This is a genomic window from Motiliproteus sp. (genome assembly GCF_965230735.1).
Taxonomy (GTDB): domain Bacteria; phylum Pseudomonadota; class Gammaproteobacteria; order Pseudomonadales; family Balneatricaceae; genus Motiliproteus.
The window spans coordinates 2,593,582-2,618,347 of the sequence record NZ_OZ246016.1 but is presented as its reverse complement, the minus strand read 5'-3'; the positions used below and the strand labels follow the sequence as shown (position 1 = coordinate 2,618,347).

Below are 24,766 nucleotides of genomic sequence, written 5' to 3'. Positions count from 1 at the left end.
TATGCCGATTCTGATCGATGAAGTGGTGATCTCGGTACAGGTCGATAACCGTACCAGCGGTGGTTCCACCAGCCAGCCCAGCGACAGCGAAGCGCAAAAGCAGATTATCGAAGCCTGCGTCGAGCAGGTGCTGGAAATCCTCAAGCAACAGCGGGAGCCCTGAGCCATGGCCGGCGAGCTGGAACGACTCAAGATTCAGGCTTACACCGAACCGGATTACTCCGGCGCCGTGCTGTCCGAATTTCAGGCTTACGTCAATCCCAGTGAAATCACCCTTGCCTACGAGATGGCGTATGACAGCGCCCAAGGCAGCGGCACCACCGGCAGCCGGATGGAGTTCAAGCAGATCAAGCCCGGTGACCTGAGCCTGAGCTTCTTTATCGACGGCACCGGTGCCAACGGTCGTCGGGTCGATGTGCAGCAACAGGTGGAAGCCTTCCAGAAAACGACCGGCTATAACGGCGATATCCATCGACCCAACTACCTGATCGTCGCCTGGGGCAGCCTGCAGGTCCGGCGCTGCATCCTGAAATCCGTGTCGATCGCCTACAAGCTGTTCAAACCCAGCGGCGAGCCGTTACGCGCGGTAATCAGCGCCACCTTCACCGACAACTCCGATGACGAAACCCGGGTGGCGATCGCCCAGGATCAGTCCCCGGATCTGACCCATAGCCGTATTTTTCGCGCGGGTGACAGCCTGCCCGGGCTGTGCCAACAGATTTACGGCCAGGCCGGTTACTACCCCCAGGTGGCCCGCATCAATCAGTTGAACAGCTTTCGTGACATCAAGCCCGGCACCCGGTTGGTATTCCCGCCGGTGAAAACCTGACCCTGAGTATTCGCGCCCTATCCGCACCGCTCAGGCCGATGACAGCAGTGGATGAACAACCGAAGGAGCAATCGTGAGAAATCAGCGCCGCACCCTGCCCGTCAGCCTGTTACATCGGGAGTTCGCCATCAAGGTGAACGGCGAACTGGTGCCGCGCAGCCACCATCTGCTCAGCGCGTCAGTCGCGTCGCCGGCCAACAAGATCGCTTCGGCGCAACTGGTTTACCAGGACGGCGCCGCCGCTACCGGCGATTTCCCACTGCTCGATAGCAACATGTTCGAAACCGGCAATCGGGTCGAGATTCTGGCCGGGGCCGCCGGGAATCAAGCCTTGTTGTTCAGCGGTCTGGTGGTCGCCCAAAAGATCCGACTGCGCGAAAACGCCTCCCCTCAGTTGATGGTCAGCTGTAAGCATGCCGCCATCAAGAGCACCCGGACCCACAACGGTCGCTATTTTGAAGAACAGCGTGACAGCGACATTCTCCATGCCCTGCTGAGCGAGTACGGTATCGAACTCGATATCCAAGCCACGTCGGTGATCCACCCACAGCTGGTGCAGTACGACTGCAGCGACTGGGATTTCTGCCTGCAGCGCGCCCGGGCCAACGGTCGGTTGCTGTTGACCCGCGGCGAGCAGCTGGCGATCCGTGCCCCCGAGCAGTCCGGCGAGGCGGTCTGCAATCTGGAATTCGGTGCCACACTGTTGTCGGCGGATCTGGAAACCGACGCCCGATTGCAACATAGCGACTATAGCGCCCGGTTTTGGAACAGTGCCGAACAGAGCCTGGACCGGCATCAGGGTCAAAGCCCGCTGCAGCACAGCCCCGGCAATACGACACCGCAAGCATTGGCCGACAGCCTGGGCGGCGCGACACAGGTATTGCGACAGCCGGCCGAGCTGGCCGAAGAGTCACAACAATGGGCCGATGCCCGGCGTCAACTGGCCGAGCAAAGTCGCGTCCAGGGCACCCTCAAAACCCAGGGGGTTACGGTCTATCCGGGCGACTTGGTGACGCTCTCTGGTCTGGGTGAGGCCTTCAACGGCAATGCGCTGGTCACCGGGGTCCGCCACGAGCTGGATTTGACCACCGGCTGGCGCAGCTACATCCAACTCGGCGGACTGGCTGAAGAGCACAGGTTGACCACAACACCGACTGCACCGCTGCCCCAGGTCTGCGGGCTTCAGCTCGGCGTGGTGGTCAGTAACGAGGACCCCGAGGGGGAGTTTCGGGTCAAAGTCCGCCTGCCGCTGCTGGACAACGAATCCGACGGCATCTGGGCCCGCATCGCCAGTGTCGATGCCGGTGATGATCGCGGTTTGATGATCCGGCCGGAGCTGGACGACGAGGTGATCGTCGGCTTTGTTCAGGATGACCCGCGAAAGGCGGTGGTACTGGGGATGCTTCACAGCAGTGCGCACCCGGCCCCGGCGCAGCCCGACGACAACAACCACATCAAGTTGCTCAAGAGCCGCAGCGGTCTTCAGATCCGGCTCGACGACGACCGCAGTGAACTGACGCTGGAGACCCCCAACGGCAATCGACTGCTGCTGAGCGATACCGATAACGGTCTGGTGCTAGAAGATGAGAACAGTAACAAGCTGGTGCTCGACGGCGACGGTATTGCGCTGCAGAGCCGCGGTGATATCGCCCTCAGCGCCGGCGGCGCTATCAAGCTCGATGCCTCCGGCAATCTGGAGTTGTCCGCCGCCACCAACCTCAAAGCAGCCGGTGCGGCGGGGATCGATATCAACAGTTCGGCGGTCACCACGGTCAAGGGATCGCTGGTGAAGATCAACTGACGAGACACCCATAACCGGAGGAAACAGCCCATGGCAGGCGCAGCACGACTCGGCGACACCACCAATCACGGCGGCACCCTGATCGGTCCGGGCAACGCCACAGTGCTGATCGGCGGCATGCCGGCGGCAGTGCTCGGCGATACCCATATCTGCAGCCTGCCGCCCAACGGGCACCAACCCACGGTCAGCCCCTTTCTCGTCGGCAGCAGCACGGTGCTGATCGGTAATGTTCCCGCCATCCGGGCCGGTGACAGCTGTCTGTGTGGCGCCTCGGTGATCGTCGGCGATCCGACGGTCATTATCGGTTAACTCGACAGCAACCCGCAGAAACAGGAGGAAACAGCATGAGCGAGCAGACGTTCTGGGGGCGCGGATGGAGCTTCCCGCCCACCTTCGCGGCCGATAGTGGTCAGGTAGTGCTGTCCGAGGGCGAACGCGACATCGAAGACAGTCTCAAGGTGTTACTGGGCACCTCTCAGGGTGAGCGCTTCATGGCCCCCGGCTATGGTCTCAATCTGCAGGAACTGCTGTTTGACTCCCTCAACACCACCGCCAAAAACCTGTTGATCGACCGCATCAAACGCACCCTGCTGGTCTACGAGCCGCGTATCAATGTGCTCAAGATAACCCTCGAAGAGTCAGCGCTGTATGAAGGTAAGCTGCTGATTATGCTGGATTATGAAATCAGGGCCAGCAACTCGCGCTTTAATCTGGTTTACCCCTACTACCTGCATGACGGTACTGAGGTCAGCCCTTATGTCACGGGCGAGACGTTTAACGGGGACGTCCGTTAAGGATCCACAGCTAAGGACAAACAGTGTATGGCCGAGCCGAACCCGATCCACCCCATCGCTCAACTAACCCTGCCCGACCAAGGGCTGAGCCAGGAGCAGCGCCTGCTGCCGGGTCTAACCAGTGACTATGTCGCACTGGATGAACGGGGCTTAGAAGATCACTTCGCGTACTTAAAGGCCCTGTCGGCGCGGCTACGGTTCTACACCCGTGACGATCAGCATGCCGATGCCGACTGGTCCGCATTCTTCCCCTTCGAAGCAGGCCAAGCACTGCCCTGGCTGGAGGAGCGCGCGGGTCAGGTTGAACCCCATCTGGCGCTGTTAAAGGTTTTTCTAGACGGCTACCAACAGGGCCCCCAACACAAACTCAACCTGCTGAAACAGCGCTACCTGGAGCACTACTACCGTAATGTACTGAAGTTCACCAAGACCGACGCGGTGACCGAACGCGCCCACCTGGTGCTGACGCTGAAGAAACAGGTCCCCAAGCTGTTGCTCGGACCCTCCGATCGGCTCACGGCGGGCAAGCGCCAGGACAACTCTGAGATTCTGGTTGAACCTGTGGAGCAAAGCCTGATCAACCAGAGTCGGGTGGTGGAGAAACGCGCCATCTTCCGCTCCATCCGCAATCCCGGACAGTTCAAGGTCGCCCTGGTGGCTGACTCGGCGGATGGGCTGGGCGAATCGTTTGACGAGCAACAACCCAAATGGTCCGGTTTCGGTCATGAAGCGCTGCCGAAAACCGCCGTCGGCTTTGCACTATCGTCGCCGTTGCTGCAGCTCAGTGAAGCCGAACGCCGTATCGAACTGCAACTGACGCTGACGACCAAACTGACCGACCACAGGGTCGTGCTGGCGGAACTGTTCAGGGTACACCTGAGTACCCTTGACGGTTGGAGCGACGAATACCTTGCCGACGCCGAGATCGACGGCAGCACGCTCAACCTCAGCGTGACGATCCCTGCCGAGGAGGCGGCCATCGTCGGCTATCAAGCACAACTTCAGGGTTTCCAGCTCGACACCCCCGATCCGGTCATGCAGCTGCTGCTCAACAGCGAGGTTGCCGATCCGTTGGTACAACGGTTGTTCGCGGCCAAAATTCACAGCGTCGAGCTGGCGGTCAAGGTTAACGGCGCCCGCAATCTGATCATCAAATCCGATGTCGGCCGGGTGAGTCCCGACAACGACTTCCTCCCCTTCGGCCCAACCCCGCAGGTAGGCAGTACCCTGTCGATAAGCGGTGATGAGATCTTTTCCAAGCGGTTGCGGCAGGTCGCGATCAAGCTTGACTGGAAGAGTCCGCCGATGCGTTTCTCGAGCCTCTATTCGGGCTATGCCAGCTACGTCGGCATGCCGGCAGGGGTCGATAACACCTACTTCACCGTCGATGCCGGTTATCGGGACGGAGACGGCCGCGGCTTCAATGTAACCGGACTGTCGCTGTTCCACGGTACCAATGCCGGGGTCAGCCATAGGCTCAGCATCTCCGAAACCGCCACCGCCGCACCACGTCGACCCGACACCAAGGGCTATGCCCGGGCGCTGGGACAGCACCGCAGCCGCTGGGCACAGAAGCAGTTCGGTGCCTTTCAAAGACTCAATCCGGTCTACCAACGTCTCGGCCGCCCGATCCAGAAGGACCTCAGCCAACTCCGGGTGCCCGGATCGTCGCTACGAAAGGAACCGGGGCTTCAATTGATCCTGCAGCAGGATTTCTTCCATCAGCACTATCGCAACGCCTACGTCAAAAACGTCCTGGCACTCAATACCGACCCCAGCCTGCCGATGATCAGCGAACCCTACACGCCGCAGATCAGCGATCTAAGTCTGGACTATGAAGCCTACAGCCAGCCGGTCTCGCTCGCCGACAGCTCGCCCCAGGCCTTCGCCAACACGGAGATTCGCTTTTTTCATCTGGACTGCTTTGGGCAACGACGCGAGCACGCCTACCAGCGTCAGCAACTCGATTTCGTCAATGACAAGGCGGTCAGCCTGCTGCCCCAGCACCCGGAACAGGGCGCCTTACTATTGGGCATCGAGCAGCTGCAGCCCGGCGACAGTGTGCAGTTGTTGTTCCAGGTAGTCGACGGCAGCGCCGATCCGCAAATCAAGCCATCACCGGTCCGTTGGTCGGTGCTCTGTGATAATTACTGGAAGCCCTTGTCACGGCAGGAGCTGATTTTCGATCGCAGTAACGGTCTGCTGCGCAGCGGCATCGTCAGGCTGCTGATACCTCCTCAGGCCACCACCGACAACAGTCTGATGCCGTCCGGGTTGCTGTGGTTAAAGCTGGCCGTCGATGAACACCCTCAGTCGCTCTGTCTGTTGCGTGATATCCGCAGCAACGCGATTGAAGTCGTCGTCCTGCCCCGAACGCCTTCAAACCAGGCATCTTCGTTTGACCCGCTTCCTGCCGGCGCGATCACCAAATTCAACACCGCCCGCACCGAAATCAAGTCGGTGGAACAGCCCTACGAAGGGTTCGGCGGGCGCCCCCGGGAAACCGATGAGCGATTTGCCGCCCGGGTTTCCGAGCGGCTGCGCCATAAAGACCGGGCCCTGAGCCTTCGTGACTACGAGACCCTGGTACTCGAACGCTTTGATCGACTCTACCGGGTCAAGGCGATCCCGCATACCCGGCCAACGGCCGATTCGGCCAACTGGCAGGCACCGGGGCACACCTGTGTACTACTGCTACCCTACGTCCAGAGTGAGAATGCCGTCGATCCACTACGACCGTTGGTCGACAGCCAGACCCTCGACGAGGTGCAGTCGTTCCTCGATACCCGCAAACCGATGCAGGTGCAGGTCCATGTGCGCAATCCGAGCTATCTGCAGGTCCGGATGAGCCTAGCCGTGCGGTTTAGACAGGGATACGAGTTCAACCACTACCAACAGCAGCTGCAGCGGGCCATCCGCAACCGATTATCGCCCTGGCTGGATGAGCAACAGCGGGGACCGCTGTTCGGCGGGCAGATCTACAAGTCGGTACTGACGGACTTTATCGAGGGGCTGCCCTACGTGGAATTCATCACCGAGGTACAGCTGCAGAGCAGCAGCGACGGCGAACTGTATTCCGACGACAGCCACCGGATCGAGCCGAAGAATGCGTTACAGATCCTGACCTCGGCACCGTCACACCGGATCGAGGAAGCGGCCGATGACTGATCTGCACCTCGATCCCAACGCAAAGGTTGATCCGAGCCTGGACGTGAACCGGCTGTACAACAACGGCATCAGCCAGCTGATCGAACTCAGCGGTAAGATCTGGACCGATTACAACCGCCACGATCCGGGCATTACCTTGCTGGAGGTGATCAGTTATCTGCTGACCGAGCTCAGCTACCGCATGGACTGGCCGATCACCGACATACTGGTCGATGGCTTGGCCGATACCGACATGGCCCGGAAACAGGCACTGATATCACAGCATTTCCCTGCCGCTGACCAGATGCTGCCTTGCGCCCCGCTGACCGAAACCGACTACCGTAAGCTGCTGATCGACCTGCCTTCGATCCGCAATGCCTGGATCGAACCCTTACCCTTGCCGCTGTACCTGGACTGTCGAACCGGTCAGGTCAGCCGCACGGCCCGTTCGGGGAACGGAATCAAAACGCTGGCGGTCAGCGGTGGCTACCAAGTCCGCCTGGACTTGATCGACGGACTCAATGCCCAGGCCAAAGCAGAGGCGATCGCCGGCGCGCAGTCGCGGCTCAGCGCTCAGCGAAATCTGTGCGAGTGGTTCGAAACACCAACTCTGATCCAGCAACAGAACTTCATCCTTTGCGGTGAAATCGAGATCGCCCCGAAGGCCGACCCGCAGCAGGTGTTTATCGAGGTCATGCTGGCCGTGCATCAACACCTGCAAATGCCGCTCGAACCTCAATCAGTGCCAGACGCCCTGTCCAGTCTCAACTGGGCCGATTCCCTGTTCGATGGACCGCTGTTGCATCACGGGCCTATCGATAGGGATACCCTGGCTCAGGCTGAGCTGAAAACGCAGATCCGGCTGTCGGATCTGATCAGCCTGATTATGGATATCGATTCGGTGGTGGCGGTGCGCGAGTTGGTCATCAATCCGGAAGGTTTGAAGCAGCCGCTGGGTAACCCCTGGATCGTGCCGGTCGCCAGCGACAAGAACGCAGTGCTGAAACCCCAGGGCGGCAACCTCAGTTTGTTCAAGCGCCAGATGCTAGTGTTCTACGACAAGTCCGCCGCCTTGGCGCAGCTGAAACAACGCATCAAGCAGCCACAACAATCGTCAACGGCGGTCGATTACGCTACGGCTGACCCGCTCGGTATCAGCCGCGATATCGCCGACTACCAAAGTGTTCAGAGCGACCTGCCAGCCATCTACGGTCTGGGATCGACCGGTCTACCGAGCGATGCCGACGCGGCTCGCAAAGCCCAGGTGCTGCAACTGCGCGGCTACCTGGCCTTTATCGATCAGCTGGCCGCCAACCTCCTCATGCAGGCACACCAGTTCCGCGAGCTGCTATCGCCGGACGATCAACAGCAGGCCAGCTATTTCGGCCAGTTGCCGACCAGCATCACCGACTGGCGCAAACTCTACGGCGAAGCCCCCGAGGCCGAAGCTAACCTGAAGCAACTGATCAGCGATCCGGTGGTCGATCTTGAGCGCCGCAACCGGCTGCTGGACTTTATGGTAGCCCGCTTCGGTGAGGATCTGACCGGCTTGACCGATGTGATGTTGAACGCCTTCGGGCTGTCACCGCAGGCAACGCTGCGCTACAAGAGCCAGTTCCACCAACAGATAACCGAGCTGAGCCGAGATCGGGGGTTGGGCCACAACACCGGTCTCAAACGCGACTACTGGAATACCGACAATGTCTCAGGACTGGAGAAGCGACTCTGTCGGCTGCTGGGTATCGCCGACCATCGGCGCCGAAACCTCGGCGACGTGGCGTTCGACATCTACGCCGAGCTGGACAACACCCCCGACGATGAATTCCGTTTCCGGATCCGCAACCGTGACGATCACAGCATCCTGCTCAGCAGCAGTACCCGCTACGCCACCAAAAAAGCCGCCCGTGCCGAGATGCGGCTGGCGATTCTGTTCGGAATGCTGCCCTCCCACTATGTGATGCGGCGAACCAAGAACGGGCGTTTTTACTTCAACCTGGTCGACGACAGCGGCGAGATCATCGCCCGCCGGATCGAATACTTCGACACCGAACCGCAGGCCCGGGGCGCGATCGAGCAGGTGGTCGAAAATCTGAGTGTCAACTACAGCAGCGAGGGGCTGTACCTGATTGAGCACAGCCTGCTGCTGCCCCAGAGCGATGACGACCCACAGCTGCCGGTCTGCATCGATGACAGCTGCGACGACTGTATCGATCCCTACAGCTACCAGATTCATATCATCCTGCCAGCCTACGGCGCCCGCTTCGCTAACCCGGAGTTCCGTCGTTATTGCGAGTCGGTGATCCGCGCCGAGGTGCCGGCCCACATCATGCCCAGGGTCTGCTGGATCGACCAACAGCAGATGGCGGTGCTGGAGAAGGTCTACCGCGATTGGCTGGGGGTGTTGCACGGTGCCAGCGTTGTCGATCCGCAACTGAAAAAACAACGCCTTATCGATGCCTTGGGCAACATCAACAACGTTTACCCGGTGGAGCAGCTCCACGACTGCAAGTCTGACCAGGGCGGCTTCGTGATCGGCCGAACCGCGCTGGGGACCTTTAAGGAGTCACTATGACCAGCTTACATAACAGCCTTGCAAAGATCTCACAGCAGTACACGGTCTTTGTGAAAGATCAGGTGCTGACCGAGCAGCAGCTCAACAGTATCAGCGACTATCTGGATGATCAGGATCGGCTCAGCCGTACCCTCCTGACCGGTGTCGGCATCATTGAGGGTCTGACGGTCAGTTCTGTGGGATCCGCTCTGCTGCTGTCCAAGGGGCTGGGGATCACCACCGACGGTGATCTGTTGATCAATCAGCAGCCCCGGCAGTTCGATCGTTTCAAAGCCTACCCGCTGCAGGCGCCCGAATACCCCCCGTTCGGCACCGAAGACGGACGTATGCCACTGTGGCAACTGATTCCCCAGGATGAAACCGATGCCGATGCTAATCCGATAGCCGAGCTGAACAACCTGCCGGGATTAGCCTTTGTGCTACTGGCCGAAGCCTATATCGAAGACAAGGATATTTGCACCGGCACCCAGTGCGACAACGGCAGCCGCACTTACATCAATCGGCCCCGCTTGCTGGCTACCACGGCGGATTTTGCTCAACAGCTGCTAAGCCCGGTCGGCACCTCCGATCTGCCGCTCAATGATCTCCAGCGACGCTATCCGGCGGCGGTTCAACTGTCACCGGGGATCAACACCCAGGCCGAATGGTTCAAACAGCTTCGTAGCGCCTGTGACAGCGCTTTTACCGAGTTACACAGTGATCTACTCCTGTTTGGCCAACGGATCCGACCACTGCTGCAGCCCTACCTCGACAACAGCCCCGGCAGCGGCTGGAGTACCCGCCTCAGTGCGATCCACAACCGCTCCCGAACCGAAAGTACTCGGCTGCTGTACTACTACGAGTTTCTCGGCGATCTGGCTCAAGGCTGGAACGACCTGCTCGACAGTCTGAACCAGCTACAGCCACAGCCACTGGCAACGACCATGGCCGCCAAACACTTGCTACTGGGCGGGCTGGATGCTGTGGGGCTGCGCAGTGGCTTTTATCCCTCTGCCGCCGGCGCCGATGACAACCTGGTCCGACTGGCGTTTCAGCTGGACAAACTCGATGCGTTGCTGAGTCAGTTCGGCTGGAGCCATATCGGTGCGTTGAAGGTCACACCTTCAAGGTGCAGCGAACCCAGCGTACCCGGTTACTATCAAACCGCGATGTTCAATCACTGGAGCTTCGAGGCGCGACGTCAGGGAAGAAATCGTTATCTGCTCGGTTATCATGCTGGCCACAACCAGCCCCAGGGTGGTGCAGAAAATCCGCTGCTCCGACGTCAATGCGAGTTCGACGGCTATCGGATCGAAGGGGTGATCGGGAAATCCTTCAGCTCGACGGAGTCGAGCCTGCGTAAGCTGATCCGCCAGCACCATCTGCCCTTCAGTGTCACCGGCACCCTGGTAGAGGGCGATTTCCGCCAGGTTCTGAAACCCCGCCTGCGACCCCGCTGGGGACTGCGCGATTTTCAGTACCTGCTGAAGCAGGACCTGAGTTATCAGCTCCAGGATGTGTCGACTTTCAGCAACCAGTTCAAAAGCGCCGTGATCAACGAAGCCGACGGCCAGCGCATCCGTGACGGCGACATCACCGATATCAGGCTGCAGGTCAGCAATCGCGATGCCGATATCAGCAACAGCAGCCAGAACGCCATCAACCTGCTGAAAAAACCGGTGCTCAGCGACGATGAACAACAGAGCTTCAACGCCGAGATCGGCAAGGTGATCAAGACCGCGGGACTGTTCAAAAATGACGTTGCCCGGGTCTCCAATACCCACTTCCCCACCTCTTTCGATCAATTGATCGTCAACCGCAGCCCGATCTGGGTCGATTGGATCGACCGGATCAACAAGGAACAGGACCAAAGAGACACTGAGGACCACCTGCTACCCAATTTCGTCAACCAGCATCCGGGACTGGAAGTGGGCTGTGGCGTGCCCCGCGGCGGCACCTTTGTGCTGTTTTATAACAGCGGAGGGACAGTCGTCGGTAGCGCCATGCTGTCCCACTACATCGAACCGGAGCAGCAGGAGGCCGTCCGTCCGCCCCTGCCGCGACCCAAGCCACCGTTTCAGTCGATTCCGCTGCCGGGAATCCAGGTTATGCCGTCACTGGATTTCGAGATCGAACGGAAATTTGCCGATTTCGGCAATGATCTAAACCTTCGAATCGATGAAAAGATCCAATTCCAATCGGTTTACAGCGATGTCTTCAAGAACTCGCTGGGCATCGTGCGGGATCTCTATGCGGCCGACTCGGGCACCAAACTGTCCACCTCGACGGCGCCGACAATCGGCGACCGCTTTGCCGACGCGCTTGCAAATCAATTGGTTGCACTTGAAACCCAGATTCAAACTTACGATGCAAAAATCCAGCAAACCGACAGTCCCGAAGAGAGACAGCTGCTCCAGACCAAGAAAACCCAGGCCCAGGAACAGATGGCCGGCAGCATCGTGGAACTGGCTGACTATACCGCCAAGGAACCGACCCTGGCCGCCGGCAGTGGTGGCCAGCTGGCCGTCGATAAAATCGTTAGCGGCAGCACCGCCCTGTCCGATAATCAGGCGGCTATCGATGTTGTCAAAACCGGCATCGGCGGGATCGGTGATACCCGCCTACGCACCGATCTGACGAGCCGACTGGGAGGGCGTCTCGGTGGATTCTAACCCGGATTTCCGTTCGACGGCCGAGCCACCAGCCCGACCGCCGCCGCACCGCATCAGACGCTTGCGGCTACAGGCGCAGTTATCGAGCAACGCCGACGCCAGCCTGGCGCTAGCATTGCGGACCGCCTTGCAACAGAGCACGGCGCTAATCAGCGAAAGCTTGGATAACGCCCTATCTGAAGCACTTCAGCGGCGATCGGATTCGCCTCCAAATTCGACAACCCCGTGGTTTTATCTGCCCAAACTGGAGTTGCCGCTAAGTCTAAGCCCCGCGCAACTGAACGACCCGCAGCAACTGCTTCAGGCACTGCAACAGCAACTGCCCCAGCTATTGGCACAGCAGCTGAACGCCAGCCTGGAACCGGGTATGCCCGGTGCGACGGCTGATCAACCATCCAATACAGCAAGCCATTCCGACCTCAGACAGACGGCATCAGGCCAAGAGGGCTTCGCTGACGAGTCGGACCCGGGATCCGAACGGCCAACAGCACCGTTAAACGAGCATCAACTGGGCTGGGAATCGCTGCTTTACTATCTACATCAGGGGAGTCTGCCCTGGTACCTGTCAGAGAACGAACGACCGGAGCAACGCTGGCTACCCCTGCTTGATAACCCCCAAAGCCTTAACACCCTGATGCCTCGGCTCGAGCGATTCGAGGCCTGGGTCCGCCTGCTACAGTTGTTGCTCGGCACTAACAGGTCTGCCACCTGGCAGCAGGCCCTCGGCGATCCCGATCAAAAACGATCGCAAACCGCATTACTCCAATCCCTGCGGCAACTGGCCTCCAAGGGGGAGCTGATCAGCCCACAGCAGGGCGCACTGGTCCTTGCCGCGGTGGCTCCCCCACAAGCGCTGCCTACGCCCGGCCTTTCTTTACCGGGACTTACCAATCTACAGTTTGAGCAGATTCTGCAACAGCTGCGGCTCTCGCCCTCCCAGCAACGGCAGCTGGAACAGCGACTCCGACACTACGACTTGTTGCCGCAAACATCCGCGTCAGAGCCAGCCACAAACCCCGCCAGATCATCCTCTGTAACCGCGGCTACCAAGCAGCAACGACTCGAAACACCCAGCTGCCGGGTCAGCTTTGCCGGGTTGATTCTGCTGGCCCCCTATCTACCCCGTTTGTTCGAGCGGATGAGCTGGCTGGACACGAACCAGCAGCTAAAACGGCACAACACAGCGCTTGCCGCCAAAGCGCTGATCTACCTGGCCACCGGTCAGCAGCATCTGCCGGAACACCAGCTGGGCTGGATCAAGGTGCTACTGGCTCTTGATCCGGATTCGTTGCTGCTGATCGACGAGCAATCGCTGCCTCCCGAGCTGATCACCGAGCTGGACCTGTTGCTCGACTCCCTGTTGAGCCATTGGAGCGGGTTGAAGAGCACCTCTGCCAACGGCCTGCGGCAGGCTTTTCTGCAACGCCAAGGGCTGATCCGCCAACAGGAGCAACAGTGGCAACTCTGGATCGAACGCCAGGGTATGGATGTACTGCTAGACCAACTGCCTTTCTCAATCGAAACGGTGAAACTGCTATGGCTGCCGCAACCGATTCATGTGCGCTGGTGAAACAGCCCCGCCTCAACGCTGAGGCTCTGGAGCAGGAGCTGCAGTGGCTGGCCCAGATCCTGGAGGCCCGCCTCGAAGCGTATTTCTACAGCGATACTGAGCCGTTACATTTTCGTTTCGACAGACTACCGCCGCCGTCATTGCCTGCAAACGCCAATCTGACCCGGTTGATCGAAAAGCTCCGCCTCGAGCCGGCTCAACGGTTGATTCTGGTGCTGGTGATCACCCCCTATGTGCGTCCACAGATGCTCGACGTACTGTTCGCCCGCAACAAGCTTACCGAACGCGGCCATACCGAATTCGGTGGTTTGCAGTCCCAAGGTCACGGCGGGTTTCTACCCAGCATCGAAACCGCCCTGTTTCTACTGGCCGGCGATGCGCTGGAGGAGCGTTTCAAGGCCAATCCCTACCTGGAGCCGGGTTCCGAGCTGTTCCGCCGGGGCTTGATCCAGTCCCACTCACTGGGCCCGCAGGAGCCCTGGACCAGCGCAGCGCTGACCATGCCGAAGGATATTCAGGACCATCTGACCACCGGTTGCCCGTTCAAGCCGGCCTTCAATGCCGACTTCCCGGCGCGCAAGATCAGCACCAAACGACGCTGGGAGCAGCTGATCCTGCCGCAACTGGTGCTGGCCCAGTTGCAGGAGATCGCCGACTGGGTCAAGTACAGAGACGTACTGATGGATGACTGGCAGATGGAAGACCGACTGACACCCGGCTATACGGCGCTGTTCCACGGCTCGCCGGGAACCGGTAAAACCCTCTCGGCCAGCCTGCTGGGCCACTACTGTGGACGGGATACCTACAAGATCGATTTGAGCCTGATGGTTTCTAAATATATCGGCGAGACCGAAAAGAACCTGGCCCGGATCTTTGACACCGCCGAGAACAAGGAGTGGATCCTGTTCTTCGACGAGGCCGACGCGCTGTTCGGCAAGCGCACCCAGGTCGACGACTCCCGCGACCGTTATGCCAACCAGGAGGTCAGTTATCTGCTGCAACGGATCGAGGACTTTCACGGCGTGGTCATCCTCGCCTCCAACCTCAAAACCAACATTGACGATGCCTTTATCCGCCGTTTTCAAAACCTGATCTCCTTCCCGATGCCGGCAGCTTCTGAGCGTTTGAAGATCTGGCGTCAGTCGTTCTCCAGCAAAGTGGATTTCGACCCCGACGTCGATCTGGGATTGATTGCCGAACGCTACGAGGTGTCGGGCGGCACCATCATGAACGTAGTGCGCCATTGTAGTCTGGCCGCGATCAGCCGCCGGACCACCCGGATCAGCCAGTTCGATATTGAACAGGGGCTGAAACGGGAGTTCGCCAAAGAAGGCAGGCGGATCTGATGCAGCCTAGCAAGCTCCCCCGCTCAGCCACCCGGGTTCGTTCGGACCAATCCGCCACCCTGCTGCGCGCCGCCGCAGTTAAAGACGGCGATAAGGTTCAGCCCGGTCTGGTCCGGGCTGCGCTGAAATCGACCCGGGTATCATCGCCAAACGACCCGGCAGAGAAAGAGGCCGACCGCAACGCCGATAACGTCATGCGGATGCAGCTACCCGACAGCCGGATCACTGCCGTCCCTCAGGGGGCCGGACAGGTTTTCCGCTACCGTTCTCAAAGCGACAGCCTGATGCACCAGAGCGATGGAGAACAGGAAGAAGAGCTGCAACGTCAGACCGATTCTGAACAAGAAGAGGAACTCCAGCATCAAGCTGATGGTGAGCAGGAAGAGGAACTGCAACGGCAGGCCGACACCGAACAGGAAGAGAGCCTTCAGCGGCGAGTCGATAACGAGCATCAAAGCAGTCTGCAGCGTCAAGCTGAGGAGGAAGAGGAGGAATCCCTGCAGCGCAGCTCAACAATGGAAGCTCAAACCGCCGATGCTAGAGTCGCCGCCAAGGCCGAAGGCGGCGTCAATCTATCCGCCAATCTACAGGCCGAGATCAACAGTGCCACCGGTGCCGGAGAGCCGCTGCCGTTGTCGGTACGGCGCTTTATGGAACCACGTTTCAATGCCGACTTCAGCGCTATCCGCATCCACCGCGACAGCCAGTCGGCCCGGCTGAACAAGCGCTTGAGCGCCAAGGCTTTTGCCTACCGCAATCATCTGTTTTTCGGCGACAACCAATATCAACCCGACAGCGACACCGGCAAGCGTCTGATCGCCCACGAGCTGACCCACAGCATCCAACAGGGGGCCGCCCCGCGCCAATCCCGCGCGGCACAGACAGCCACGGCTTCGAAAGCGTCCATATCCGGCGACCGATCTCAATCATCGTTTGGGTCATCAATTCAGTCCTCGCCACCAAACTCACAACCGTCCTCGGATGCATCACCACCGCTGCAACGCACGGTTGAGGTCACACTGCGCAGCCAGCCCCGGGTACAGCGGTTGGGGATCGGCGATGCACTGGATTACTTCGCCGACAAAGCCCACCACATTCCAGGTTTCCGGATGTTTACCCTGCTGCTGGGTATCAATCCGATCAATCGGAGCCGGGTCGAGCACAGTGCCGCCAATCTGCTGCGGGCGTTGGTCGAGTTTCTGCCCGGCGGGCACCTGATCACCCAGGCTCTGGATAATCACGGCGTCTTCACCCGGGTTGCCGGTTGGGTTAATGAGCGACTGGCAAGCCTGGCCATCACCGGCGGCGCTATCCGCAATGCAGTGATGAACTTCCTGAACCCGCTCGGCTGGCGCGATATTTTCGATCTGGGCGGGGTATGGCAGCGGGCCAAACGGATATTTACCGAACCGATTGGCCGCATTATCCGTTTCGTCCGGGGCTTGATGAGCGGCATTCTAGGATTTATCAAGCAAGCGATCCTGATGCCGTTGGCCCAGTTGGCGTCCCGAACCCGTGGCTGGGATCTACTCTGCGCGGTACTGGGGCGCAACCCAGTCACCGGGCAGCCGGTCGAGCGCAACGCCGAGAACCTGATCGGCGGCTTTATGCGGCTGATCGGCCAGCAGGAGGTGTGGGAGAACATCAAACGGGCCAACGCCATCCCTCGGGCCTGGGCCTGGTTTCAGGGCGCCCTGGCCGGCCTGCTAGGTTTCGTTGGCCGCATTCCGCAACTGGTGATCAACGCGCTGAACGCGCTGGGTGTGGCCGAGCTGCTCAACCTGCCCGGTATTTTCGTTCGGATTGCGCGCAGTTTTGCCGGATTCGTGCTGCGCTTTATCCGCTGGGCCGGACAACAGGTGATAGGGCTGCTGCGGATTATCTTCGAGGTGGTCGCCCCCGGACTGATGCCGTTCCTTCGTCGTGCACGCGGGGCTTTCGGCACGATCATCCGTGATCCGGTGGGCTTTATCCGCAATCTTGTTCGTGCCGGTATTCTGGGCTTCCGCCGGTTTTCTGAAAACTTTCTCGGCCATCTGCGGACATCGCTGCTCAACTGGCTGACCGGAACCCTGGCCGGTACCGGCGTCTATCTCCCTCAATCCTTCAGTCTGCGAGAGCTGATCAAGTTCGTCCTCAGCGTACTGGGGCTAACATGGCAGAATATCCGTCGCAAGCTGGTCAAGGCCGTCGGAGAAACTGCCGTAGCAGCGATGGAGCGCGGCTTCAGCCTGGTCAAAACCCTGATCACCGAAGGACCGGCAGCACTTTGGCAGAAGATCAGAGCGAGTCTGACCAATCTGCGCCAGCTGGTGTTGGAGCGGATCATGAATTTCGTCGCGGTACGGATCGTCCAGGCGGCGGTAATTCGGTTGGTGTCGATGCTAAACCCGGTCGGCGCCTTTGTGCAGGCGATCCTGGCGATCTACAACAGCATCATGTTCTTTGTCGAACGGCTTCGTACCCTGGTCCAGGTGGCCCGCTCGGTGATCAACTCGATTGTTGCCATCGCCGCGGGTCGAATTCGTCCGGCGGCGGCTAGGGTTGAGCGCGCCATGGCCGGAGCCCTGACCCTGGTGATCAGCTTCCTAGCTCGATTGATGGGGCTGGGTAATGCCTCCCGAGTAATCGGCTCTATCATCGACCGGATCCGCCAGCCGATCGACCGCGCCCTCAACCGCGCTGTCGGCTGGATTGTGACCCAGGCTCGGCGGCTGGGGCGTTTTGTGGCCCAGGCCGGGGTGCCCCGGGACCCACAGCAGCGCCTGCGCCGGGGGCTGGATGCCGCCAAACGGGTGGTGACCCGTCTGCCACGTAACGAGCTTGGTGAGGCCCTTATCCGACGCGCGCTGGCACTGATAAAAACCCGTTACGGTTTTGAAGTGCTCGAGCCGCGGGTGCGTAACAACCGTTGGTGGGTTTACGGACGAATCAATCCGGAGGCTGAGGCAGACACCGGCATGGCCACCAACGATGCCAGCCCCGAACAGGCCGCCGCGGCACTGCCGGATCAGATCGACATCCTCGACAACAGTAATACCGTGCAGATCCAAAATTACTCCCGCAGCCGGCGCAGCGGAGCTGTAATGCAGAGTCTCTACAGCGGACGCCATATCACCCTTAACCAGGTTCGCTTTATCCAGAACGGCAACCAGACAACACAATCTCTGGGGAGTGGGCAGCCGGTCAATTACAGCATCGCCGCCGCCAACGGCGACTATGCCCCACCACCCCGGATAACCGGTATCGTCGACAGCAGTAACCCCGAAGAGGCCGCCAGCTACAATGGGCACCGCCATGCGTTTGAGCGGGTCAAACGGCGCTGGTGGCGGGGTTTGGACAGAGGAGACGCCAAGATTCAGCGCCTGATCGATCGAGGCTGGGTATTACCGGGCAATAAGCGAGGACTACAGGGAGGCACCACCAAATGGCGCTACATCCACGGTCTGTTCAACGAGGAGGAAAAGCGTCGCTACGGTGATCGCCCCAAGCGCAAGGCCGAAATGTTGCACGCTTTCGATAGCCAACCCAACCGTTACCGGGTCAGCGAATTCTACCGTCGATGGGATCAGCGGATCGGTGAGCAGACCGAGATCCACCACCTGCTGCCGCTGGACTTCGGTGGTACCAACAACCAGACCTTTATTCCGCTATCGCGCGACAAGCACACCAAGAATGCCAACAGCATCCACCTGGCATTTTGGAATCCACTCAAACGCTGGTTAGTGGGTCTCAGGGGCCAGACCGGGCCGAACTGAGCAGTCCCAGCAGGTTTGCTCAACAGAGCTAGAAAAAATACAAAATATGTATTTTGTATTTAAGGATCAACAATGCCGTGTCGGATACCCAGATGGATAATATCGGCGGTCTTGTCGAGCCCCAGCTTGTTCAAAATATTGGCGCGATGAGCATGCACCGTTTTCGGGCTGATATACATCGACTCGGAGATCTGGCTGGCACTTTGGCCTGAAGCCAACAATGTGAAGATCTGCAGTTCCCGCTTGGTCAGGGAATTGAGTTGGGTATCATTGCTGGCGGCCAGCTGCTCCTGGATATCAGCAGCGATATATTCTTTGCCGTCGGCCACCAACTGAACAGCTGCAATCAACTCCTCCGGCGCGCAACGTTTGGTCAGGTAGCCCATGGCACCGGCATCCATAACGCGAGATGGGTACGGTTCGCACTCCTGTACGGTCAGTACCAGAATCTTGGCGTCGGCATTCAGCGAGCGGATTCGCTGGATCGCTTCAAGACCACCGGTGCCCGGCGGCATCGACAGATCCATAATAATCAGATCCGGGGCGTGTTGCTGGTAGGAGTCGATCGCCTGCTCACCGGTGGAAGCCTCACATATGACCGAGATGTCCGGACTGCTATCCAGCAAGCGGCGAAATCCCGCCCTGACTATCTCATGATCATCAACCAGCATTACTCGAATCACAGGCCCGCCTCAGTCCGGTAAACAAATACATAGAAGCTTGATATTGCAGCATAACCATTGGTCTGACCGGCCATTCTACAGCATTTTCTGCCGTTGGGTTGTCGATAACTGGTCGGCCAACTTTTTTTCGTCTATATGATTACATTAGTCATTTCAGACCGACTCAACCACCCTGCTGGAGATGTTTCCATGGTTGCTCACGTAATGATCCATCTGAAGCCTGAAGACCTGCCTGCCGAAGGCTTAAGAGTTAAATATCGTTGCGGCGAGTTGTTCGAAAAAAAGATTGAGTGGGGTGATGTTGCCGAGGGCTTGCTGATAGCCCAGACAGCAACCAATGATCAAAACGAAGCCGGGGTTAACGTCGAAGGCAGTGACCTGCCCGGCTATGCCGGATTCGAACCGCGCACCGGCAACTACTGGCGTTATCGCCACGAATCCGATCCGGATGTTTTTCGTGAGCACTGCATGCAGGTCGTCGAAATCCAGCAACCCTTTTCGCCTCGCTCATCCTGGGAAGCCTGGATGCCGCTGGTGGATACCCTCAGTAAAGAGCGGATGCGACTGACGCTGAAGAACGAAGTTACCGGCGCCGAGCTGAGCTATAAAGTCCTCAATCGCGGTTTCGGCTACCAGATCAAAGACCTCACCAGCGGACGCCGCGTTCAGAAAATACTAAAACACGATTACATTTTGAATCAATTGCTTAGCACAAGCTTCAAGAAACTAGATTACCACCATGTTCGAATTGAAACCAAACCCAACGGCGATGAATCCGTGGGAGGTTCCTTCTCGATCACCTTTGAAAAACAGCACTACCGGCTCGAATACCATCTTACTGAACTGGTGTTTGCACTGGCGCTGTTTGATTGCTCGGGGGACAAGGCGGAGCTGCTGAAAATGGTTGAGCTACCCCACAGCGATGTCATCGAAGACACCCGGACCTTTCTGGGCTAGATGGATCGCTAGCGGCTAATAGCCCGGCTCGTCATCGGGCTCATAACCCCGATACACATCGAAGGCCTCAACCTCCAGCGCTTCGGCGGAGCTGATCGCGGCAGTTCCATAACCCAGCGCTTCGGGGACCGCCACCAAACCGTCACTAAAGCCTACCAGCAGCAACTGTAGCTCTTTGCACTTTCTCAAGGCCTGCTCAAGATCCCTAACGGCGCTAATCTGTTGATGATTCAAGCCCTGCTCGACGGCGGGTTCGACGGCCACGGCGGCTTCCGGCATCGCCGGTGGCTGTGATTGCGGCTGTTCGATCGAGGGCTCAACCCGCTGCGGAGCCTCACCAGCTGAGGCTTGTTCGGCATCGATTTGAAGCACTGTCGATTCGGGCTCGACCTCGACCTCAGAGGAAAGCGACTGTTGGGGTTCCGGCTCTGCAGCAACGGCAGTCGTCGGTTTGCGGTGCGCGCTGACCTGCTTGACGGTAAAGCCATGCTGGTCGAGGAGATAGATGCTCAGATCGCTTTTCTGCAGTTTCACCAAGCAGATCTTCAGCAGCGAAAAGTGTCGATCGCTGCTGCAATAGATATGACTACCCTCTTCGGCACCTTCAACGGTTTTGAGGATATCGGAGACTTTGGCTTGTAAAGGGATTTCGAGATTCATCGTCCGTTTCAGCGATCACAGAGCAGCGACTATCCTATCGCATAACGATTGTCAGACCCTAATATAATCAGTCTATTGCGGACGCTGATCGGCATATTTTCGATCCAGCTGCTCAACCAGCAACCGCAGCTGCTTGTTTTCCTGCTGCAACGCTCGCTGCTCGCTTCCAGCCGATGCCTGCTGCCGCCGCAGACCTTCATTGGTCGCTTCCAGCTTATCGATCACAGCCTGTTGTACCTGAGCCTCCTGCTGCAACTCTCGGCTGCGCTGTTCGGCGTCCAGCACCCGGCGTTCCAGCTGATGAAGCTCCTTGTCCCGCTCACGTAGCTGCTGCTGCAGCTCACCGCTATTGGAGACTTCGGCCGCCAGCTTATCCAAGGCTTGGCTCAGCTGGTCCTGCAGCTGCTGACGCTGTTCGGACTGCTGCTGATTCAAGGCTTTCGTCGCCCGCTGTTGCCGATCCTGCTGCAGTTCGAACTCCTTGCGCGCACTCTCGACCGCCTGCCGCCACCATTGCTCCATGGCATCTGCCAGCGGCTCCGGCAGATCGGGATAATGGCGGCCCTGCTGCAGCCGCTGTCCCAGCATCTGCCACCAGTCGTTAAGCGCCTTATTGATGGTCGACAGACTGCCCTTGCCCAATCGCTCACGAACACCCTGCTGTGTCGGTCTGACGCCTTCGGCCAGCAACGCATCCGCGGCTTCAAAAACAAGGCTGTAAGTATCGCTTTTCATTGACTGGGTCCAACCGCTAAGATCGCCACACTATACCCCAGCGTACGCAGGGGCCCAAACCACAGGAGAGTGATTCCATCGATGGAAACCCTACAAACACCGGATAACACCGCCCTACGTTTTGTTTCACTGGGCGATGAGCTGGAACATTATCCGACCCTGGTTTTTCTGCACGGCTGGACCGCCAACGTGCGTGAATGGTTGCCCTTTGCCACCCCCTTATCTGAACACTTCCATACGCTGTGCTGGGATGCACGGGGGCACGGCGGTCACCTGTACGATCCGCAGATCCAGATGGACATCGGCACCATGGCCGACGACCTTGATCTATTGCTGGAGCACCACAGCAGCGGCAAGGCCGTTCTGATCGGCCATTCCATGGGAGCGCTGACCGGTTGGGAGTATATCCGCCGCCACGGCACCGACAAGCTGGCCGGATTCTGCATCATCGATCAGTCACCCAAGCTGGTCACCGACGAAACCTGGAGACTGGGGATCTACGGCGATTTCAACCAGCAATACAACCAGGGATTTCTTCAGCGATTGGATGAGGATTTTGCCGAAGCTGTTTTGGAACTGGTCGCCAACGGCCTGAACCCGCGTAGCCGGGAAAACTATCAGGCCAACAGCCACGGCTTCCAGCAGATGCGCGAGTACCTGCAACAATTGCCGGGGCCGCTACTGCGCGACTGCTGGCGCAGTCTGTCGTCACAGGACTATCGCGATCTGCTGCCCAGCATTGACGTTCCCTGCCTGCAGATCTACGGAGACAGCAGTCAGTTTTACAGCCAAGAGCTGGCTCAATGGGTGTTCCAGCAGCTTCCAGACAGTCGCCTGCTGACCTACGAAAAAGCCGATCACTCACCGCACCTGTGGCACAAAGACCGCTTCGTCTACGATCTTAAACAGTTCTGCCTGGGATTGGGCCGATAGCTCGGCTGGGCTACGCCAGTACTAGTCCGGCTGAAACAGATCGCCGCTGAGCACCGCCTTGACCGTCCGAACCAGCAACATCCCGATCACTGCCGTTGTCAGAATCAGCAACATCAGCGCCAGGTTCAACATGAAAGCCGATGGTTGCAGCTCAAGCATCAGTAGTGAGGCAACCGTCGATGCCGCCAGCGGAAAGGAGTATGCCCACCAGGACATGAAAAATCCGATCTTGGTGAACTTCGGCAGCTGCGAGAGCAATAGCAGCAGCAGAAACAGGGCGGCATAAAACAATATCCGGGCAAAACCATCCAGGCCGTCATTGAGTTTGATATAGGAGACAAACCCGATCGCCGGTGGCGCAATCAGTATAAACAGCGTCGGCAGCAGCTTCTGCGGCAACGGATCATGGAAGAACAGCCGGTTGAAGATCAGCGTCTTCAGAATGATCCAATACAGCAAGCCGATCGAGAAAAAGAACCAGCTCAGCTCCTGATAGCCATGCTCTACCCCGGCTATCGGAACCAGAATATTGCCGACCACCGGAATAAACCAGGCCGGCGTACTATGGGCCACTTCGAATCTGGGATGGTGCAACCACTGTCCCAGCACGTAAAGGGTGAACCCCAGATGCAGCAGACAGCCTAGCCCCCAGAGCGCCTTGGACACAGACATCGATACTGTCAGCGTGGCCACGCTCATCAATATCAGACTGATACTAAAGGCCGGAAAGAAACTCATCTTGATCGGGTGATGGAACTCATCCAGCACCGCCTGCCGATGGCGAATCAGTTTTAATCCGTAGGTTAGGCTGATCAGCACAAACACTGATGCGCTGAACCCCAACAGCAACTGCGAAATCAATTGAGGAGCATCAACGATCTGCGCCGCCTTCTGCCAGGCCAGCGTCAGGCCGGTCAGCCCCATCACCATGGCAAAGAAAGCGGCCGGAAAGTGTTCCAGACGCGCGTGAGTCGTACTTACGGATAGATTCTGCATAGTCCTCTCAGATCAGCCAACAGATTGCCTAAGGCTCTGCCATATATACAAATTAGAAATGCCTAATATATAGCCTTTGAGTAGTAAAATGAAGCTGATCAATCGACGGTTGATTTGTTACAGATGGATGCAAGATACGGGATTATTTCGCCAGTGCAAATTCAGGGTTCGAGCAGGGATATACGCTAACAGCACTTAGTTTGCGAGATTGGGCGAAATAAGATATTCGAGGTAGGAAGGGAGGCTATTGGTGCCCGGAGCCGGACTTGAACCGGCATGGTCTAAGACCGACGGATTTTAAATCCGTTGCGTATACCAATTTCGCCACCCGGGCGCTTTCAATTAAAAAGAGCGCTTATTCCTTGAGATAATGGAGGCTCGGGTCGGAATCGAACCGGCGTACACGGAGTTGCAGTCCGCTGCATAACCACTCTGCCACCGAGCCTTTAGCACAAGGAGCGCTAATTGGAGCGGGAAACCGGGTTCGAACCGGCGACCTCAACCTTGGCAAGGTTGCGCTCTACCAACTGAGCTATTCCCGCTTGACGCTTGAGCCAGCGCTCAAGGTGGTGCGTATTATAGAGGTCGCTTCGGGCATGTCAACACGCTTTATGACGTTCTTTTGCGACTTCGATGAATTTATAAAAAGTGATCGAAATTCAGACAGATATGTTCGTTCACAAAACAACCAAAGCAACGATGAAACGGACCTCTTAGGCCATCGGTTGCCGCAAAACCCTGGCCTGACTAGATATCTCTTACCAGATCATCCCAGGAGGCTTGCAGGTAAATCCACATCGACCAGAGCGTCAGGAAAGCCGCGCCATAGAGTGCCCCAAGACCGACATAGGCCAGTTCCGTATGGGGTTCGGCCAGCAGCAGGACGAAAATGGACAGCATCTGCAGCGCGGTTTTGATCTTGCCGATCATCGACACGGCAACACTGGCGCGCTTACCCAACTCGGCCATCCACTCGCGCAGCGCAGAAATGACGATTTCCCGTCCGACGATAATCGCTGCCGGCAAGGTGACGTAGATATCGGCGTAGGTTTCGACCAGCATGATCAGAGCAACCGCCACCATCAGCTTATCGGCTACCGGATCTAAAAAGGCGCCAAAGGCAGTGGATTGATCCAGCTTCCTGGCCAGGTAGCCGTCAAACCAGTCGGTGACAGCCGCCAACGCGAAAATGGAGGCCGCCGCGAAGAAACTCCACTTGTACGGCAGGTAGTAAACGATAACGAGGCAAGGGATCAGCAGGATGCGCAGCGAGGTGAGAATATTGGGGATGTTCATTGGAGCCTGGATCACCTCGGCGACCGATATCGGTTGGC

18 protein-coding genes and 3 tRNA genes are annotated in these 24,766 nt (G+C 58.4%); 13 read left to right on the top strand and 8 right to left on the bottom strand.

From position 1 onward, the window contains the following. Window position 1 precedes the first annotated feature (1 nt). The 11 genes from ACO05M_RS12135 (at window position 2) to ACO05M_RS12085 (ending at window position 18,468) form a co-directional block, all read left to right on the top strand. Window positions 2-163, top strand: a complete 162-nt coding sequence (locus ACO05M_RS12135) for a DUF5908 family protein (RefSeq protein WP_421863076.1) — start codon at window positions 2-4, stop codon at window positions 161-163. A gap of 3 nt (window positions 164-166) precedes the next feature. Next, complete coding sequence (locus tag ACO05M_RS12130; RefSeq protein WP_421863074.1) at window positions 167-829, top strand: hypothetical protein; 663 nt, start codon at window positions 167-169, stop codon at window positions 827-829. 73 nt (window positions 830-902) lie between these two features. Continuing rightward, a complete protein-coding gene (gene vgrG / locus ACO05M_RS12125) occupies window positions 903-2,630 on the top strand; it encodes a type VI secretion system tip protein VgrG (protein ID WP_421863072.1) in 1,728 nt (575 codons plus the stop codon). Between the two features lie 30 nt (window positions 2,631-2,660). Further along, entirely contained in the window at window positions 2,661-2,939 is a 279-nt protein-coding gene (locus ACO05M_RS12120) for a PAAR domain-containing protein (protein WP_421863070.1), read from the top strand. Window positions 2,940-2,974: 35 nt separating this feature from the next. After that, window positions 2,975-3,424 (top strand): GPW/gp25 family protein, encoded by a 450-nt coding sequence (locus ACO05M_RS12115; protein ID WP_421863067.1) that lies wholly within the window; start codon window positions 2,975-2,977, stop codon window positions 3,422-3,424. Window positions 3,425-3,451: 27 nt separating this feature from the next. Next, window positions 3,452-6,592: a baseplate J/gp47 family protein gene (locus ACO05M_RS12110; protein WP_421863064.1), complete on the top strand. Its 3,141-nt coding sequence runs from the start codon at window positions 3,452-3,454 to the stop codon at window positions 6,590-6,592. Then, window positions 6,585-9,143: a DUF1508 domain-containing protein gene (locus ACO05M_RS12105; protein ID WP_421863060.1), complete on the top strand. Its 2,559-nt coding sequence runs from the start codon at window positions 6,585-6,587 to the stop codon at window positions 9,141-9,143. The genes ACO05M_RS12110 and ACO05M_RS12105 overlap by 8 nt, the downstream gene beginning before the upstream one ends. Then, entirely contained in the window at window positions 9,140-11,794 is a 2,655-nt protein-coding gene (locus ACO05M_RS12100) for a hypothetical protein (RefSeq protein WP_421863057.1), read from the top strand. Before ACO05M_RS12105 ends, ACO05M_RS12100 begins: the two co-directional genes overlap by 4 nt. After that, window positions 11,784-13,364, top strand: a complete 1,581-nt coding sequence (locus tag ACO05M_RS12095; RefSeq protein ID WP_421863055.1) for a contractile injection system tape measure protein — start codon at window positions 11,784-11,786, stop codon at window positions 13,362-13,364. Before ACO05M_RS12100 ends, ACO05M_RS12095 begins: the two co-directional genes overlap by 11 nt. Then, entirely contained in the window at window positions 13,331-14,710 is a 1,380-nt protein-coding gene (locus ACO05M_RS12090) for an ATP-binding protein (protein WP_421863052.1), read from the top strand. The genes ACO05M_RS12095 and ACO05M_RS12090 overlap by 34 nt, the downstream gene beginning before the upstream one ends. Continuing rightward, the gene (locus ACO05M_RS12085) at window positions 14,710-18,468 is read left to right on the top strand and encodes an eCIS core domain-containing protein (RefSeq protein WP_421863050.1); all 3,759 of its coding nucleotides are present in this window, start codon (window positions 14,710-14,712) and stop codon (window positions 18,466-18,468) included. The genes ACO05M_RS12090 and ACO05M_RS12085 overlap by 1 nt, the downstream gene beginning before the upstream one ends. A gap of 59 nt (window positions 18,469-18,527) precedes the next feature. Here the strand turns inward: ACO05M_RS12085 and ACO05M_RS12080 are convergent, their stop codons facing one another. Beyond that, window positions 18,528-19,139 carry a response regulator gene (locus ACO05M_RS12080; protein WP_421863047.1) on the bottom strand — a complete coding sequence of 204 codons (612 nt, stop codon included), beginning with the start codon at window positions 19,137-19,139 and terminating at the stop codon, window positions 18,528-18,530. 201 nt (window positions 19,140-19,340) lie between these two features. Here ACO05M_RS12080 and ACO05M_RS12075 point away from each other — a divergent pair, with 201 nt between their 5' ends. Then, window positions 19,341-20,108, top strand: a complete 768-nt coding sequence (locus ACO05M_RS12075) for a hypothetical protein (protein ID WP_421863045.1) — start codon at window positions 19,341-19,343, stop codon at window positions 20,106-20,108. Window positions 20,109-20,123: 15 nt separating this feature from the next. Here ACO05M_RS12075 and ACO05M_RS12070 read toward each other — a convergent pair whose 3' ends face one another. Continuing rightward, window positions 20,124-20,768 (bottom strand): hypothetical protein, encoded by a 645-nt coding sequence (locus ACO05M_RS12070; RefSeq protein ID WP_421863042.1) that lies wholly within the window; start codon window positions 20,766-20,768, stop codon window positions 20,124-20,126. 72 nt (window positions 20,769-20,840) lie between these two features. After that, the gene (locus tag ACO05M_RS12065; protein WP_421863039.1) at window positions 20,841-21,503 is read right to left on the bottom strand and encodes a DNA-binding protein; all 663 of its coding nucleotides are present in this window, start codon (window positions 21,501-21,503) and stop codon (window positions 20,841-20,843) included. An 81-nt stretch (window positions 21,504-21,584) separates the two neighbouring features. Between ACO05M_RS12065 and ACO05M_RS12060 the strand changes: the two genes are divergently transcribed. Beyond that, entirely contained in the window at window positions 21,585-22,436 is an 852-nt protein-coding gene (locus tag ACO05M_RS12060; RefSeq protein WP_421863036.1) for an alpha/beta fold hydrolase, read from the top strand. 21 nt (window positions 22,437-22,457) lie between these two features. On the opposite strand, the gene ACO05M_RS12055 is transcribed toward ACO05M_RS12060, so the two are convergent. The 5 genes from ACO05M_RS12055 to pgsA form a co-directional block, all read right to left on the bottom strand. Further along, a complete protein-coding gene (locus ACO05M_RS12055; protein WP_421863033.1) occupies window positions 22,458-23,432 on the bottom strand; it encodes an SLAC1 anion channel family protein in 975 nt (324 codons plus the stop codon). A 248-nt stretch (window positions 23,433-23,680) separates the two neighbouring features. Next, window positions 23,681-23,766 (bottom strand) — tRNA-Leu (locus ACO05M_RS12050). A 37-nt stretch (window positions 23,767-23,803) separates the two neighbouring features. Next, window positions 23,804-23,877 (bottom strand) — tRNA-Cys (locus ACO05M_RS12045). Window positions 23,878-23,898: 21 nt separating this feature from the next. Further along, window positions 23,899-23,974, bottom strand: a tRNA-Gly gene (locus ACO05M_RS12040). 205 nt (window positions 23,975-24,179) lie between these two features. Continuing rightward, window positions 24,180-24,728 (bottom strand): CDP-diacylglycerol--glycerol-3-phosphate 3-phosphatidyltransferase, encoded by a 549-nt coding sequence (gene pgsA, locus ACO05M_RS12035; RefSeq protein ID WP_421863030.1) that lies wholly within the window; start codon window positions 24,726-24,728, stop codon window positions 24,180-24,182. Between the last annotated feature and the right edge of the window lie 38 nt (window positions 24,729-24,766).

What these genes read in the sequence shown, in the direction of transcription:
- ACO05M_RS12135 (WP_421863076.1), top strand. Translation starts at nt 2, where the DNA reads ATGCCGATTCTGATCGATGAAGTGGTGATCTCGGTACAGGTCGATAAC.
- ACO05M_RS12130 (WP_421863074.1), top strand. Translation starts at nt 167, where the DNA reads ATGGCCGGCGAGCTGGAACGACTCAAGATTCAGGCTTACACCGAACCG.
- ACO05M_RS12120 (WP_421863070.1), top strand. Translation starts at nt 2,661, where the DNA reads ATGGCAGGCGCAGCACGACTCGGCGACACCACCAATCACGGCGGCACC.
- ACO05M_RS12115 (WP_421863067.1), top strand. Translation starts at nt 2,975, where the DNA reads ATGAGCGAGCAGACGTTCTGGGGGCGCGGATGGAGCTTCCCGCCCACC.
- ACO05M_RS12110 (WP_421863064.1), top strand. Translation starts at nt 3,452, where the DNA reads ATGGCCGAGCCGAACCCGATCCACCCCATCGCTCAACTAACCCTGCCC.
- ACO05M_RS12105 (WP_421863060.1), top strand. Translation starts at nt 6,585, where the DNA reads ATGACTGATCTGCACCTCGATCCCAACGCAAAGGTTGATCCGAGCCTG.
- ACO05M_RS12100 (WP_421863057.1), top strand. Translation starts at nt 9,140, where the DNA reads ATGACCAGCTTACATAACAGCCTTGCAAAGATCTCACAGCAGTACACG.
- ACO05M_RS12090 (WP_421863052.1), top strand. Translation starts at nt 13,331, where the DNA reads ATGGCTGCCGCAACCGATTCATGTGCGCTGGTGAAACAGCCCCGCCTC.
- ACO05M_RS12085 (WP_421863050.1), top strand. Translation starts at nt 14,710, where the DNA reads ATGCAGCCTAGCAAGCTCCCCCGCTCAGCCACCCGGGTTCGTTCGGAC.
- ACO05M_RS12080 (WP_421863047.1), bottom strand. Translation starts at nt 19,139, where the DNA reads ATGCTGGTTGATGATCATGAGATAGTCAGGGCGGGATTTCGCCGCTTG.
- ACO05M_RS12075 (WP_421863045.1), top strand. Translation starts at nt 19,341, where the DNA reads ATGGTTGCTCACGTAATGATCCATCTGAAGCCTGAAGACCTGCCTGCC.
- ACO05M_RS12070 (WP_421863042.1), bottom strand. Translation starts at nt 20,768, where the DNA reads ATGAATCTCGAAATCCCTTTACAAGCCAAAGTCTCCGATATCCTCAAA.
- ACO05M_RS12065 (WP_421863039.1), bottom strand. Translation starts at nt 21,503, where the DNA reads ATGAAAAGCGATACTTACAGCCTTGTTTTTGAAGCCGCGGATGCGTTG.
- ACO05M_RS12060 (WP_421863036.1), top strand. Translation starts at nt 21,585, where the DNA reads ATGGAAACCCTACAAACACCGGATAACACCGCCCTACGTTTTGTTTCA.
- ACO05M_RS12055 (WP_421863033.1), bottom strand. Translation starts at nt 23,432, where the DNA reads ATGCAGAATCTATCCGTAAGTACGACTCACGCGCGTCTGGAACACTTT.
- pgsA (WP_421863030.1), bottom strand. Translation starts at nt 24,728, where the DNA reads ATGAACATCCCCAATATTCTCACCTCGCTGCGCATCCTGCTGATCCCT.